We start from the raw sequence: 13,823 nt of genomic DNA on the forward strand, positions 1-13,823 counted from the left end.
GGCCCCGGCTTCCGTGTTTTACCCAAGCACGTCATGTGCCTTTTTATTTTACGTATGCCGGCGAACGCGGCAGGTCGATGTAGCGGTCGCGCAGTTTGGTCTGGCGGCTCACGAGCGGCACTTCCTCACCACGGATGAACACTGCATCCGGGCTTGTCATCACCTCGAGCGGGTCACCATCCCACACCACAACGTCTGCGTCCTTGCCTGCTTCAAGCGTGCCGTAGCTGTCGGCAATACCGAAGATTTCAGCCGGGTTGACGGTTAGTGCATCAACAGCGGCTTCCCACGGCATGCCCATGGCAACCGCGTTACCCGCGTTTTGAGGCACAAGGCGCGTGTTGTTGGTGTCTGGCGGCAGGAATGCCACTTTCACACCCGCTGCATGCAGCCGCGCGGCAGCCGCACCAGTGGTGCCGAGGCTGTCGAAGTCTTCCGCGAGGTTGCGGAGCGGGTTGAGCACAACCGGGATACCAGCTGCAGCCAACTCATCCGCTACCATCCATGCTTCCGCGCCTGAGGTTACGACAACCTTGATGCCAAAGCGCTCTTTTAGCTTGATGACATTGAGGATGTCCGCCTTGCGTTCAACCTCGACAAGCAGCGGGATTTCGCCCGCAAACAGCCGGTCAAACGCCGCTTTGGCGCTATCGTACTTCGGCTTCTTGTCTTTTTTGTCATCGTCTTTCTTGTCGTCCCCGTTCGGGCGTGATTCTTCAAGCTTGGTGATGACCGTGTCCCAAAGGGCAGCACGGCTGCCGCCGTTCTTCTCAGCTGAACCTTCGTCCATGTCGAGACTAAGCACCGCATGCTCTTTGACGATCATGTTGTCACCGGCAAGCGCGATAACCGCACTTTGCCCGCGCCACATGTCCTTCGTCGAGCTGAAACCGGTCACCGCACGGGTCACACCCTCAATGCGGGTTTCAGGGATGAAGGTCGTCGCCGGGTTGAAAGCGTAGGTCACTTCGAGGCCAGCACCGTTCTTGGCGTCCGACGCGCGGGCATCGTTGATGCCGCCCGACAGGCTGACTTCCGTCAGGCCAAGTTCGGTACCAGAGGCCATGAAGCCTGCAGTCACCCATTTGCCGGAAGCATCGACCGTGCGGTAACCCGCCGGCACATCGCCGCCAGAGGTGACAGACTGCACCTTGCCGTCATGGATCAGGATGGTGGCGTTTTCCACCTTGCCCTTGCCGCCCATGGTGAAGGCGGTGCCGCCTGTGATGGCGACATCTTCGGCATTAGCGCCCGCGGCAGCCATTGCGAGGAGGGACGCACCCATAAGCGTTTTCATGATGCTCATTTCACGTCTCCTTCACCGGGTTGGCCAAGTTCGAAGTCCATGACCGGCTGGCGGCTCGGGTCGTTGCGGTCAAAGATCACCGCGCCGTCCACGAAGGTAACATCAGCTTTGGTATAGACACTGAACGGATCACCGGACCATAGAACGATGTCTGCGTCTTTGCCCGGCTCAATGGTGCCAACTTTGTCGGCGATGCCGAGCGATTTGGCGGGGTTGAGCGACAGCCACTGCCATGCCTCTTCCTTGGAGATATCCACACCGGCCTTGCGGCCATCAGCAAGCGCCTTGGCAGCTTCCTGATTGAGGCGCTGGATGCCATAAGCATCGTCCGAGTGGACGATGGCGCATGCGCCAGCCTTGTGCACAAACGGGATATTCTCGCGGATGCCGTCATAGGCTTCCATCTTGAAGCCATGCCAGTCAGCCCACATCGCGCTGCATACGCCGTCCTCAGCCAGTTTGTCAGCAATCTTGTAGCTTTCAACCGCATGCTGGAAGGAGGTGATCTTGTAGCCGAACTCTTTCATGACATCGAGCATGGTGCCCATGTCATCTGCGCGGTAGCAGTGCATGTGTACGAGGATTTCGCCGTCAAGCACGCCTGCAAGCGTTTCAAGGTTCAGGTCACGTGCCGGTGGGGTCGCGTCGATACCGGCTTTATAGTCACGCTCATACTTGGCCCAGGCACGCTGATAGGCTTGTGCGTCAGACCACGCCTGACGGTAGCCAGCCACGTTACCCATACGGGTGTGCGGGCGGAACTCAGGGCTATTCTTGCCACTGCCGTAAACCCGTTTCGGGTTTTCGCCACAGGCCATTTTCATGCCGTAAGGCGCGCCCGGGAACTTCATGTCCTGTGCGACACGGCCCGGCACGTTCTTGAGCGTGACCGAACGGCCACCCACAAGGTTCGCGGAACCCGGCAGAAGCTGGAGCGCGGTTACACCGCCAGCAGCCGCACGGATGAAACCGCCATCTTGCGGCCAGTTGGAGTGTTCGACCCACGCGTCAGCCGTGACCGGCTCACCCACTTCGTTGCCGTCCGAATGTGACTGCACACCGGGGCTCGGGTACACACCAAGGTGGCTGTGTACGTCGATGATGCCGGGTGTTACCCAGCGCCCTTCGGCGTTGATTACAGTCGCGCCCTCAGGCGCCGCAATGTCCTTGCCGACAGCCTTGATCTTGCCGCCTTCAACAAGCACGGAACCGCCATCGATACGGCCGCCCTTGCCATCAAGGATGGTAGCGTTGGTGATGAAAGTGATACCGCTTTCAAGCGGTGTGTAGCTTGACGGGAACGGGTCTTTGTTGATCTCAACAAATGCGCCCTGTTCCTCTGCGCCTGGCTGGCATGCTGCAAGCGATAGCCCCATCGCCGCAACGGCAAGCCCACGCCGAACCAGACTGGTCCGCGAGCGTGCTGTCCTCATTGTATATGTCTCCCTTTTTCGCCCCCCAAGAGGCGGTAACGCCGGGGAGCGTATCAGCCGGTCTAACCAGAGTCATTAAAAAGGCGCGTGGTAACGGCTTCGTGCGACCAGCCGTTCTTCTGGTGCGATAAACGGTTGTTGGTCAATTGTTCGCGAACCAGGCGGTGCCGTCATCATGGCGACATGCATGATTTCTTCGCGGATGGTTATCAGGGTTTGTCCGCCATGCGCTTCAAATTTCACCACCACCGCAGAAGCGGCGACATGCCGGCCCGCTACATAGGTGTCGCAGCGGTAGCTTATGCGCGCATTGTGTCGCACATCACAATAGGTGATGTCGAGAAGCTGCAAGCCTTGGGGCGTGCGCAGCATGATGCTTTCGTGCGCACCGGTTTTAACCCCGCCGCCATCGACGGCACAGATGGCCCCCTTGGGCGCAAACCACTGCGCCTTCACCTCAGGCTTCAACCAGGCACTGAAGACGCGTTCAATAGGCGCGTCTAGGACACGCTCTAGCGTGACGCTTTCAAAATTTGGCTGCGGCATTATCTCTCCCCCGTGGTCGGGCCGCCCGGATGGGGTCGAGCGGCCCAGCGTGATCAGTCAAAGGCGTTGGCTTTGTTGCCTTCGCAATTAACCATCCACGGAATGCCAAACTTGTCTTTGAACATGCCAAAGGCCTCAGCCCAGTCGGTGGGACCGAAGGGCATGAACACCATGCCGCCCGCGGAAAGCGCCTCAAAAACGCGCTTGGCTTCCTCAGGGCTATCGACCTGAAGCGAACAGGCGGTGCCTGCGGCTGCCTCAAACATGCCCGGCGGGCAATCGGACGCCATCAGCACAAGATCACCCGCCACAAGGCGCATGTGTGCCATCAGGTGCGCACATTTAGACATGTCCATGCCTTCAGCGCAGCCCGCAGGATTATCATCCGGTTCCGGCGCGGGCATGTCGCCATAGGTGACTGCTGCTTCTATTTCACCACCGATGCAAGCCTGGTAGAATTCCATCGCCTCGCGGCAGGTGCCGTCGAAATTCAGATACGGATTGAGTTTCATCTGTCGTCCCTTTTTTCTTGATTGACTGTCGTGGACCCGGGTTTCGCGCGCCCTTGATCGAAAACACTTTGATTGTGAATTATTTCACTTACGTTGATATCAACGTTATTGACTTGAGGGTTGATATCAACATAATTAAAACATGTCAAAGAAAGATTTTTTGCCGTTAGAGATCACCCACTTGGTACGCGACCATTGCCTTTGCATGCACCTGCAGCGGGCAGCGCGAGCGATGGCCCGTCATTTTGATGATGCGCTTAGACCTCATGGCCTCACGAGCGGGCAATTCTCGCTCCTGATGTCGCTGAACCGGCCGGATGCACCCACGATCACCTCTGTCGCGAACCTGCTTGCGATGGACCGCACCACTTTGACGGCGAATATCAAGCCACTCGAACGACGTGGTTTGCTGACGGTAACAATCCCGGAAAGCGATAAACGCAGCCGCTGCCTGTCGCTGACCGACGAAGGACGCACCCTGCTGGCAGAGGCTTTCCCCACATGGGAAGCGACCCACAAGGAGGTCGATGATATGATCGGAAATTCCGATGCGCACCGCTTGCGGGCCAACCTTGTTAAACTGTCATAAACTTTGCACATGCAATATGCTTGAACAGACGGCGCGCCGCTGACGGCTTCCGCGTGGGCAAGACAAAATGTGTGACAGTTGGTGAACGACAGGCAACGCAAGAACATGGCGACAAGGCAAAATGCATTTCGGTGCATATGGGCAAGCTTGTTGCTCATGCTCGCCCCCCTTTCCGCCAATGCCGAATGCAGCAAAACCTTTGACCTCGGCATGCTGGCATTCCCGCCCTATATCGATTTTGATGCGTCTGGCACCGCCCATGGCCTTGATGTTGATATTTTGCGAGGCGCGATGGACCTTGCAGGTTGCACCTTCACTTTGCATGAAGTCCCGTTCAAGCGCGCGCTGCGCGACGTGAAGCTGGGTGATCTCGACGGCATGCCCAGCGTATCCAAAACGCCTGAGCGCGAAGAAGCCACCTATTTCACCACGGCAATGCGCCGCGAGGTGGTGGGCGGCTTTATTCGGAACACCGACAAGAAAGCCAGTGAAATCCCGTCGCTCGACGCACTCATCGCATCAGACCTCAAGGTCGGTGTGGTACTTGGCGGCTGGTACGGTGCCGAGTTTGCGAATGCAATGGAAACCAATCCCGCATTCCATGCCCGCATTGAGGCCAGCAGCGACTTCGTTACGCTCTTCCGCTGGCTGGAAGCCGGCATTGTGGATGTTGCCGTCGTCGACCTGCTGAGCGGCTATCACGTCAGCAAGGACGCCGGCTTGCAAACGCATATCGCGCCCCTGGCCTTTCGTATAAACGTCAACACCCTGCATCTTATGCTAAGCCGTGCAACGACGACCAACGCAGACCTTGAAGCAATTGATGATGCGCTGGCGCGGTACCGCAAGACCGATGCATACAGAGCACTTATCCTGAGTTACGGCCCTGAAAACCTGACCCGCGAGCTGGCCGCCGGGCAGGACTAGACGTTTTTTATCGTATCGCGAACGGGTATGTGGCACACTATATACCTGTATGAGGTGATGGTGTGGCGTTCAATGGACTAAAAGTTCTGACCTACCTTGGTGTGTCTCTACTCGGTATTGGCACGGCGAAGGCCTGCGACAATGAACTCAATGTCGTCTATTTCAATTCCGAACCCTATCATTATGAAGCGGCTGACGGACAGCTCACCGGGCTCGATGTCGAAATTCTCGAAGAGACGCTAAAAGCTGCAGGGTGTACATGGCGCTACACCAAGATGCCGCTCAAGCGTTCGCTCTCCGCCATCAGCTCGGGCCTTGCAGATGTTGCCATGGGTGCCTCAGCCACGCCCGAGCGCGAAAAATATGCATACTTCACATCACCCTACCGGCACGAACTAATGGTCATGTTCGTGCGAAAGGGTGAAACCACAAGCGTGCCGCAAACAATCGTGAGCCTCGCGGACCTGGCCGCTGCAAAGGTGCGGATTGGGGCACACCTGGGCAGCTGGTACGGGTATGAGTATGCACGCCTGCATGAACGTAGCGCCGACTTCCGCATGCAGGTGCTGCAATCAGTGGATTATGAAAATCTATACCGCGCCCTGTTTTCTGACCGTGTGGATGTGGTGATTGACGACATTTTCAACGGGCACGCCATTCTGAAACGGCAGGACCTGCTCTCAAGCGCCGACATTCACCCCCATGTGGTCAATGATGGCATGACCCACTTCATGCTCAGTCGAAAGTCCGTGCCCGGGAAAACCGTTGAGCAGATCGACGCCGCAATCGGTGCGTTCCAGCACAGCCCCACCTACCGCAAGATCATCTCGCACTATGTGCCGGAAGAGTACCTTAGCCGCTATCCGCTTCTGAGCGCATCGCCGGCCATCAACCCGGAGCACAGCGACAGCGGCCCACAAAGCCTCAAGGCCAGATAAAGAAAAAACCCCCGAAGCCTGCGCCCCGGGGGTTTGGTTTTTGTGCGATACGGTGCGCGTTAGTGCACGCCGTGCATGCCTTTACGCAGGATTGGCGTCAGCAGCAGGATGAAGACACCCACACCGCCGGACAGATAACCAATCGTGGTGTAGACATCCATCGTCGCAACGATATCAAGCACACCAGAGTCTGCACCGTGGCCGCTTGAACCCGTGAGCGAGCTGATCCAGCCTGCCACATAGTTACCAAGGGCCGTGAACAGGAACCACGTCCCCATCAGCATGCCAACGATCTTGGAGACCGAAAGCTTGGTCACCATCGACAGGCCAACCGGGCTAAGACAGAGCTCAGCAAGCGTGAGCGACAGGTAAATGAACACCAGCCAGATGAAGCTTTTGCTCGTGCTGTCGTCAAGGCTCATGCCCCATGAGAAGACGATATAGCCAAGGCCGATCAGCAGCATGGCGATACCGAACTTGCCGGGTGTTGACGGCTCGAGCTTCTTGTTGGCAAGCGCCACCCAAAGCCACGCCATCACGGGCGCGAGCAGCACGATGAAGAGCGGGTTCATGAGCTGAACCTGGCTCGCCAGCACATTCATGCCCAGCACATCAAGGTTGAACTGTTGGTCCGCGAGCAGCGTCAGGCTTGCAGCTTGCTGTTCAAACAGCGCCCAGAATACCGACTGGATCGCGATCAGGAAGCAGGCAACCATCAGGCGGTCACGCTCCACCTTCGTGCAGGAGCGGAAGGCGTAAACGAGGATCAGCGCAATCATCACGAAGCCCGAAGCGCCCAGAAGCTGGCCTACAAAGGTCTGATATTGCATCAGGATCCAACTTGCCACCACCATCAGGATACCACCGAGATAGATGGTGTGTTCCTTGTTGAGACCGATTGGCGAACGCTCTTTCAGCACTTCAGGGTTTGGCGGCTCAGCGCGGCCATCAAGCAGCTTCTGGCCACCGAGGAACACGAGAAGGCCAAACAGCATGCCGATACCGGCGAGGCCGAAGCCATAGTTCCAGCCATAGGTTTCACCCACATAACCAACGAGACCGGTGGAGATGAGCGAGCCCATGTTGATACCCATGTAGAAGATGGAGAAACCACCATCTCGGCGCGGATCTTTCGGGCCATAAAGCGCACCCACAATTGTGGAGATATTCGCTTTCAGGAAGCCAACGCCAGCGATGATAAGCGCGAGCGCGAGGAAGAATATGTTCAGGTAGAACTCGTTGCGGACAACGGTTTCACCGTCCATGAAGGCAGCAGGGCCGTGGAAGCCCATGAGGCCGTGCCCAAGCACCAGCAAGATGGCACCATAGGTAACCGCTTTGCGACTGCCGAGGTAACGGTCGGCCATATAACCGCCGATGATCGGCATCATGTAAACGAGACCGGCGTACGCGCCGTAGATCATGCTGGCTTTTTCAGCGCTGAACAGGTGGTATTTCACCAGATACAGGACCAAGATCGTGCGCATGCCGTAGTAGGAGAAACGCTCCCACATTTCGGTCAGGAAGCAGACCACAAGGCCAATCGGGTGCCCCAGGAACTGACGCTCCTGCGACCCCTCGGTCGAAACGACTGTGTCGGACATCTTCACCCCTTAATTGTTTTTATCGGGCCACCTGTTTGTTTTTTTGTGTCAGGCGACCACTCCCCGTGCACCCTTATGCCGGGTTCACCCGCTTTAGAAACCACAAATTAGGGGAGGGAAAAAGCAAAATTGGCTAAAAAACGCCAGTTTCACCATATGTTCTCTTGCGCAATTGTCACGTTCGGCCCGATGTGAGCATCGAGGAACCTGACAGCGTTTTGATAGTATATCCGCCTGTCTGCGGTACGCTTAAGCTGGTGTTCCGAGCCCTTGAGCACGATATATTCATGAGGCTTATCAAGCTTCTTGAGGGCTCTTGCCATCAGCTGGCCGTGCTGGAAAGGCACATTCATGTCCTCGGTCGCATGGAGCAGCAACACCGGCACACGGATCAGATTCGCACGGTTCAGCGGTGACCGCCGGCGCAGTGCATAATCAGACAGTTTGCCCTTGATACGCGGAACCGTCAGTGCATGGAAACGGCGGGTCTCCAGATAGTCCACCAGAAGGGGCAACGAGGTCACACCGTTAAGGCTGATGGCACAGGAGATCAGATCATCGTCCTTGATGGCCGACAATAGCGATGCATAGCCCCCATAAGAGCCTCCCATGGCGCAGATACGTCCTGGCGCGGCCACGCCGTTATCAACCATCCACTCAAGACTGGTGCGGATATCTTCCTGCATATCCCTGCCCCATTCGGTATAGCCTGCGCGCCGCCAGCGTTCACCAAAGCCGCTTGATCCGCGGAAGTTGGGCTGCAGCACGCTATAGCCGTTTGCCGTTAGCCAGCTCACAAGCGGGGTGTAGCCGTCCGTCACCCGCTTGACCGGCCCGCCATGAATAAGCACAACGGCACGTCCGGTGCGACCATCTTCCGGCTCACTCAAGAGTGCATGCATGGTCAAATTCCCACGCCCCGGCAGCGGAATCCACACGCCCTGTGTTTTAGGTTCGGGCAGATTGTCGTCGTCACTTTCATATGGAAGCGCCGTGATGGTGCCTGTTTCTACATCATAAAGGTAATAGCGCGGCGGCGCGGATTTCAGTTGCTGGCGGAATAGCAGGCGGCGGCCATCATAGCTGGCGGACGTCAGCGAAAGCCCCTCCGCCCCCAGTTGCGAGGATACCTCTGTCAGTTTGGCGCGGTAGGCATCCTGCCAGATAACATCCTGCACTTCGTCCGCCGCGTAGGAGGCACCAACGGCAATGGTCGTCACCGGGTCAAAAATGGCTGAGGAAATGTCATAGCGTTCATGCCCCGCCAGCCTGCGAATGAACTGGCCGTCCGCAATGTTGTAGCGCCACAGCGCGCGCGTATCGCTGTCATGAGCTGCGAGGACGAGCGCCGTTGCACCGCCTGCCTCCACCGCAAGCACGGAACGTACACGATCGTCGAAATAATCTTCGCGGCTGACCTCGCGCCAGCCACCTTCAGCGGTTCGGCCATACAGTTTCTGCTCGCGCCCGTCATAACCTTCACCCAGCTCCACCGTGCCTTCAGGCGACGCCCACCAGCGAATAACGGGTGCCCAACCGCTGACAATCTTTTCGCTTTCGCCCGTCACCGCATCCACGCGGTAAACGGCAGGGAAGCCGGGCACACCAGGGTCTTCCCACTGTAGCAGTATTTTGGTCGGATCGTCCGGTAACGCGCTCAACAGGATCGGCGGCAGTTGGTCGGGGCGCGGCCCCTCGCCTTCGATCAGCGGTCGCAACCGTCCGATATGAGCATCGTAAAGCACCAGCCCATGTTCATCGAGCGAGATGAGCAGGCGCCCGTTGCCCACCCAGGAAATCCAACTGAGGTCGTTATACTTGTAAGGCAGTACATCGGCGGTTTCGATGCCTGCATCCACGTGCCAAACCACAAGGTCCGCTTCATCCCCATTCCGGCGAAGGGCGGAGAGGAAATGCCCGTCGGTGGACAATGCCACCGCCGCAAGCTTTGGCACCCGGATGAGTTTCTCAAGCAGCGCAGAATCAGCGGCCCCAGCCGCACCAAAACCTAGCGGCGCAGTGCAGATGAGGAAAATAACCAGAAAACGGGCAACGACTGTATTCATGGTCCTATTTTACCAAGCTTCCGTCCCGCTGCAATCGGTGCAGCAGGGCTTCAAGCAGTTTTGATGGCCCCTTCTAAACTGAGGGTGGTTTGAAAAGCGGCGAATACACGCTATTCTAATTCTTGGACTGCGCATTCCAGTATTGTCACAGTAAGTGGTTAAGGAAACTTTGCGCACGTTCAGGGGAAGAGGGAAAAACATGTCCACACAGTGGCGCACCATCAAACCGTCAGACATCCTGACAAGTGAGGAATCGCATCGGCTCCGCCAACGCTCCGACCTGATGGGTGCATGGCTGCTCGTCCACTGCTGGGGCGTGATCGCGCTATCCATTGCGCTGTATGCGCTGTTCCCGAATGTGCTGACCTTCCTTATCTGCGCCATTCTTGTAGGGTCCCGGCAACTGGGGCTCGCCATCATCATGCATGAGGGCAGCCATGGCATGCTGTTCAAAACGCGGAGCTTCAACGAGCGGCTGACTAGCTGGTTTGCCGCTTGGCCGATGGTGCTGTCGATGGACGCCTACCGCAAACGCCACATGGCGCACCACCGCTTCACCCGCACCGACGCGGACCCGGAGAATTTCCTCTACACACCCTTCCCGGTGTCGAAAGAAAGCATGATGCGCAAGGTGGCGCGGGACCTGACGGGTATTGTCTTTCTGCGCACCCAGCTTGGCATTTTCCGCTTTATCTGGGGCAAGCGGGAGGGTCGCGTGGCGCGGTTGAAGGGCTTTTACCTCGGGCCTATCATTTTTTACGCGGTGTTCATCGGCGGCTTCGCGCTTGCCGGGCGCCTGGATCTCCTAGTCCTGTGCTGGCTTATCCCGCTGATGACCACGCAGCAGCTATTCCTGCGGGTGCGCAATATTGCCGAACATTCCACCATGCCGGACCTGACGCACCCCTTGAAGAACAGCCGCACCACGCTTGTGAGCGTGTGGGAGCGCATGACATTCGCGCCCTATTTCGTGAACTACCACATCGAACATCACATGCTGCCCTATGTGCCATGTTGGCGCCTGCGGGAAGTGCACAAGCTGATGATTGAACGCGGGTTCGGCGATACCATGGAAATCCGGCGCGGGTATTGGGACGTGCTGAAACTGAACGCGACCGCCTAAATATTTTCGAGGCGGCACAGGCAACAGCGCCGGTGTATGCAATTTGAATAAACTCATAACCGGGGCCCTTGGGGCCACCAAGCGGGGGTCATATGTCGAAAACCACAAAGCGCGTCGCGCTTGCTATCCTTGTTGTTGTGCTCGCGCCGGCTATTTACTACGGCGTCACGATCGGCAGCGCTTTTGCGCGCATGGCGTCCTATTATGACCTTGAGCACATCACCGAAAACTACCGCCGCACCAAGGACTTTTTCGACACCACCACCGTGCACGCGGGCGACAACCCGTGGCAGTTCAAATACGCCAAACAGCCGATCACCGACACCTTCGTCTATGACGGCCAAACACGTTCGATCAAGGACCTGATGGTCGAGACCGGCACCACCGGCCTCATTGTCGTACGCGACGATACGGTGCTCTTTGAAGAATATTATCAGGGTGAACAGGCGGACGACCGGCACATCCAGTTCTCGGTCACCAAAAGCTTCGTCTCTGCCCTCTTTGGCATCGCGCTTGAGAAAGGCCAGATCGAGAGCATCGAGGACGAGGTCAGCAAATACCTGCCTGAGATGAAAGGCACAGCCTATGACGGCGTCACGCTCCGCGACGTGCTGACCATGTCCACCGGCGTGCGCTTTACTGAGGATTATGGCGACCTCACTTCAGACGTGAACCGCATGTCCATGGTCATCGGCACAGGCGCGAGCCTTGACGATTATGCCACCAGCCTCAAGCGGGAACGGGAGCCCGGCACCTTCAACGACTATGTCAGCGTGAACACCCATGTGCTTGGCATGGTGCTGGTGCGCGTGACCGGCAAGTCGCTGACCACGCTTCTCGAAGAACAGATCTGGAAACCCGTCGGCATGGAGCATGACGCCTACTTCCTCATTGACGGCCACGGCATGGAAGTGGCCATGGGTGGCCTGCAGGCCAGCCTGCGCGACATGGCCCGCATGGGCCGCCTCTACCTCAACAAAGGTAATTGGGAGGGGGAGCAGATCGTGCCGTCTGACTGGGTGGAGGCTTCCGTCACACCGTCCGCGCCGTACCTGCGCGCAGGCTTTGATAACCCTGATTCCGACAGCCCCTACGGTTACGGCTTCCAGTGGTGGACCCCTTCAAACCCGCACGGCGACTTCATGGCTGCGGGCATCTACAGCCAATATATCTATGTGGACCCGACCACCCGTACCGTGATCGCCAAAACCAGCGCCAACAAAGGCTATAACGACCCCGAAAACAAACTGCACATGGACATGATCATCACCGCCTTCCAGGCCATCAGCGCCCAGGTGGGCGAGATGGACGGCCGCCGCGAGTTCGCATCGTTCAACAGATAATCTGTGTCACACATGATCATAAGAACTTGGTGGGTTAACAGAGCGTCGGTGTATTGGATTCCCGCTCTTCTGATGGCGATCAGCATACATAACTGGACAATGAAGACTCATGTGGACAGTGCTTGGCAGGGGGTTACGGTTGCCTTGATCATGATTGCTGCAGCGGAGCAATGGCTTTTTGGCTTTCGGGTCGAACTCCAGAAGGAGCAGCTGCTCTATAGACATCGTTGGCTAAGCTTTAGCAATCCCATCTGCATACCCCGCGACATGATATTGCGGGCGAAATTTGTTAGGTATAATGGTGCTTTGAGAATAAAAAGTGCGCATCTGGAACTTGTGTGGCGCGCTGAAGAAGGCACCTGTAAGACCTACCTCACATTCGCCAGCTTCTCTCCTGAAAATATTCGGTCAATAATAGCTTGGCTACCTGTACAATTAGATGACTAAACAGATGTGAGGTAGCGAAACGCTGATGTCCAAGTACGACATGATCACACTTTATGGGCCGCTGGTGCTGATTGCGCTGGCGCTGGTGTGGGGTTTTGCGCGCATGACGTACCTGAGCCGCACGAAAGGCGTGAGCGTTCTGGCCTTCGTCGGGCGCAAGCGCACGGGGGCTGAGAGCGTGCTGGCGCTGACGGCAATCGCGCTTGATGGCTACCTGATCGCCCGGCCCTTCGCGCCGGGGCTGGACCGTTTCGTGATGACAGCCCCCAACCTATATGCCCACTATGGTGTTGCCGTCATGGCGCTTGGCATTGCTATTGCCGTGCTTAGCCAAGCGGACATGGGCAAGGCGTGGCGTATTGGTGTGCCCAGCGCGGCAGAAGAAAGCCAAAGCCTTGTCACGACCGGGCTGTACCGCTTTTCGCGCAACCCCATCTATGTGGGCATCATGCTGTTCATTGTCGGTAGTGTGATCGCGGCACCGGGTCCGGTGACCATCCTGTCCCTCATCCTCACATGGGTGTTTGTGAACAAGATTATCGACAGCGAGGAAGCCTTCCTTCGCACTGCCTTCGGCGAGGAATTTGAAGCCTACTGCACCCACACTCGCCGCTGGCTGTAAATAAAAAAGCCGGAGGCGATGATGCGCGCTCCGGCCACAGTCTATCAAATCAGAAGTATCAGATGTCAGTCGACATCGATGGTGACGTCACTGCCGCCCGTGCGGCAACCGTACACAAGGTCACCGCCCTTGTCGGTCCGGTCACGCACAAAAAGCGTGGTGCCTTCCGGGCAGCCGAAGGTCACCTTGTCACCGTCCGGCAGTTTCACGGTTGCGCGGCCGCCATCCCAATTGTGGTGGCGTGGGCCATAGCCGTTGCCTTCCCCCTCAACAGAGATGGAACAGGCACCAAGGCCAAGGCCTAAAATAGATAGAATCAGAGCGTCTTTTGCTCGCATGGGGTATCTCCTCAACTGTCGTCGTTTAT

The 13,823-nt window shown here is 57.4% G+C and carries 14 protein-coding genes; 7 read left to right on the top strand and 7 right to left on the bottom strand.

Going from position 1 to position 13,823, the window contains the following annotated elements; all coding sequences use genetic code 11:
* Positions 1 to 43 precede the first annotated feature (43 nt).
* From B150_RS0101145 to B150_RS0101160, 4 genes are all read right to left on the bottom strand, one after another.
* Positions 44 to 1,306 carry an amidohydrolase family protein gene (locus tag B150_RS0101145; protein ID WP_020398035.1) on the bottom strand — a complete coding sequence of 421 codons (1,263 nt, stop codon included), beginning with the start codon at positions 1,304 to 1,306 and terminating at the stop codon, positions 44 to 46.
* Positions 1,303 to 2,739 (bottom strand): amidohydrolase, encoded by a 1,437-nt coding sequence (locus B150_RS0101150; protein WP_020398036.1) that lies wholly within the window; start codon positions 2,737 to 2,739, stop codon positions 1,303 to 1,305. The genes B150_RS0101145 and B150_RS0101150 overlap by 4 nt, the downstream gene beginning before the upstream one ends.
* A 75-nt stretch (positions 2,740 to 2,814) precedes the next feature.
* The gene (locus B150_RS22015; protein ID WP_020398037.1) at positions 2,815 to 3,285 is read right to left on the bottom strand and encodes an SRPBCC family protein; all 471 of its coding nucleotides are present in this window, start codon (positions 3,283 to 3,285) and stop codon (positions 2,815 to 2,817) included.
* 53 nt (positions 3,286 to 3,338) lie between these two features.
* Complete coding sequence (locus tag B150_RS0101160) at positions 3,339 to 3,797, bottom strand: VOC family protein (RefSeq protein WP_020398038.1); 459 nt, start codon at positions 3,795 to 3,797, stop codon at positions 3,339 to 3,341.
* Positions 3,798 to 4,029: 232 nt separating this feature from the next.
* On the opposite strand from B150_RS0101160, the gene B150_RS0101165 reads away from it, so the two are divergent.
* From B150_RS0101165 to B150_RS0101175, 3 genes are all read left to right on the top strand, one after another.
* Complete coding sequence (locus tag B150_RS0101165) at positions 4,030 to 4,386, top strand: MarR family winged helix-turn-helix transcriptional regulator (RefSeq protein WP_020398039.1); 357 nt, start codon at positions 4,030 to 4,032, stop codon at positions 4,384 to 4,386.
* Positions 4,387 to 4,542: 156 nt separating this feature from the next.
* A complete protein-coding gene (locus B150_RS0101170; protein ID WP_020398040.1) occupies positions 4,543 to 5,313 on the top strand; it encodes a substrate-binding periplasmic protein in 771 nt (256 codons plus the stop codon).
* A 62-nt stretch (positions 5,314 to 5,375) separates the two neighbouring features.
* Positions 5,376 to 6,251, top strand: coding sequence for a substrate-binding periplasmic protein (locus tag B150_RS0101175; RefSeq protein WP_020398041.1), 876 nt, complete (start codon positions 5,376 to 5,378; stop codon positions 6,249 to 6,251).
* 59 nt (positions 6,252 to 6,310) lie between these two features.
* On the opposite strand, the gene B150_RS0101180 is transcribed toward B150_RS0101175, so the two are convergent.
* Together B150_RS0101180 and B150_RS0101185 are read right to left on the bottom strand one after the other, a co-directional pair.
* Positions 6,311 to 7,855 (bottom strand): peptide MFS transporter, encoded by a 1,545-nt coding sequence (locus B150_RS0101180; RefSeq protein ID WP_020398042.1) that lies wholly within the window; start codon positions 7,853 to 7,855, stop codon positions 6,311 to 6,313.
* 149 nt (positions 7,856 to 8,004) lie between these two features.
* Positions 8,005 to 9,921, bottom strand: a complete 1,917-nt coding sequence (locus tag B150_RS0101185) for an alpha/beta hydrolase family protein (RefSeq protein ID WP_020398043.1) — start codon at positions 9,919 to 9,921, stop codon at positions 8,005 to 8,007.
* Between the two features lie 199 nt (positions 9,922 to 10,120).
* Between B150_RS0101185 and B150_RS0101190 the strand changes: the two genes are divergently transcribed.
* From B150_RS0101190 to B150_RS22020, 4 genes are all read left to right on the top strand, one after another.
* The gene (locus B150_RS0101190) at positions 10,121 to 11,044 is read left to right on the top strand and encodes a fatty acid desaturase family protein (protein ID WP_020398044.1); all 924 of its coding nucleotides are present in this window, start codon (positions 10,121 to 10,123) and stop codon (positions 11,042 to 11,044) included.
* A 92-nt stretch (positions 11,045 to 11,136) separates the two neighbouring features.
* The gene (locus tag B150_RS19180; protein WP_020398045.1) at positions 11,137 to 12,387 is read left to right on the top strand and encodes a serine hydrolase domain-containing protein; all 1,251 of its coding nucleotides are present in this window, start codon (positions 11,137 to 11,139) and stop codon (positions 12,385 to 12,387) included.
* A 72-nt stretch (positions 12,388 to 12,459) separates the two neighbouring features.
* Entirely contained in the window at positions 12,460 to 12,834 is a 375-nt protein-coding gene (locus B150_RS0101200; protein ID WP_040565116.1) for a hypothetical protein, read from the top strand.
* Positions 12,835 to 12,859: 25 nt separating this feature from the next.
* Complete coding sequence (locus B150_RS22020; protein ID WP_020398047.1) at positions 12,860 to 13,456, top strand: methyltransferase family protein; 597 nt, start codon at positions 12,860 to 12,862, stop codon at positions 13,454 to 13,456.
* A 65-nt stretch (positions 13,457 to 13,521) separates the two neighbouring features.
* On the opposite strand, the gene B150_RS0101210 is transcribed toward B150_RS22020, so the two are convergent.
* Positions 13,522 to 13,794 carry a hypothetical protein gene (locus tag B150_RS0101210; RefSeq protein WP_020398048.1) on the bottom strand — a complete coding sequence of 91 codons (273 nt, stop codon included), beginning with the start codon at positions 13,792 to 13,794 and terminating at the stop codon, positions 13,522 to 13,524.
* Positions 13,795 to 13,823 lie beyond the last annotated feature (29 nt).

Source organism: Kordiimonas gwangyangensis DSM 19435 = JCM 12864, from assembly GCF_000375545.1.
GTDB classification, from domain to species: domain Bacteria; phylum Pseudomonadota; class Alphaproteobacteria; order Sphingomonadales; family Kordiimonadaceae; genus Kordiimonas; species Kordiimonas gwangyangensis.

What these genes read in the sequence shown, in the direction of transcription:
- B150_RS0101170 (WP_020398040.1), top strand. Translation starts at nt 4,543, where the DNA reads ATGCTCGCCCCCCTTTCCGCCAATGCCGAATGCAGCAAAACCTTTGAC.
- B150_RS0101210 (WP_020398048.1), bottom strand. Translation starts at nt 13,794, where the DNA reads ATGCGAGCAAAAGACGCTCTGATTCTATCTATTTTAGGCCTTGGCCTT.
- B150_RS22015 (WP_020398037.1), bottom strand. Translation starts at nt 3,285, where the DNA reads ATGCCGCAGCCAAATTTTGAAAGCGTCACGCTAGAGCGTGTCCTAGAC.
- B150_RS19180 (WP_020398045.1), top strand. Translation starts at nt 11,137, where the DNA reads ATGTCGAAAACCACAAAGCGCGTCGCGCTTGCTATCCTTGTTGTTGTG.
- B150_RS0101180 (WP_020398042.1), bottom strand. Translation starts at nt 7,855, where the DNA reads ATGTCCGACACAGTCGTTTCGACCGAGGGGTCGCAGGAGCGTCAGTTC.
- B150_RS0101160 (WP_020398038.1), bottom strand. Translation starts at nt 3,797, where the DNA reads ATGAAACTCAATCCGTATCTGAATTTCGACGGCACCTGCCGCGAGGCG.
- B150_RS0101200 (WP_040565116.1), top strand. Translation starts at nt 12,460, where the DNA reads ATGGCGATCAGCATACATAACTGGACAATGAAGACTCATGTGGACAGT.
- B150_RS0101145 (WP_020398035.1), bottom strand. Translation starts at nt 1,306, where the DNA reads ATGAGCATCATGAAAACGCTTATGGGTGCGTCCCTCCTCGCAATGGCT.
- B150_RS0101190 (WP_020398044.1), top strand. Translation starts at nt 10,121, where the DNA reads ATGTCCACACAGTGGCGCACCATCAAACCGTCAGACATCCTGACAAGT.
- B150_RS22020 (WP_020398047.1), top strand. Translation starts at nt 12,860, where the DNA reads ATGTCCAAGTACGACATGATCACACTTTATGGGCCGCTGGTGCTGATT.
- B150_RS0101150 (WP_020398036.1), bottom strand. Translation starts at nt 2,739, where the DNA reads ATGAGGACAGCACGCTCGCGGACCAGTCTGGTTCGGCGTGGGCTTGCC.
- B150_RS0101165 (WP_020398039.1), top strand. Translation starts at nt 4,030, where the DNA reads ATGGCCCGTCATTTTGATGATGCGCTTAGACCTCATGGCCTCACGAGC.
- B150_RS0101185 (WP_020398043.1), bottom strand. Translation starts at nt 9,921, where the DNA reads ATGAATACAGTCGTTGCCCGTTTTCTGGTTATTTTCCTCATCTGCACT.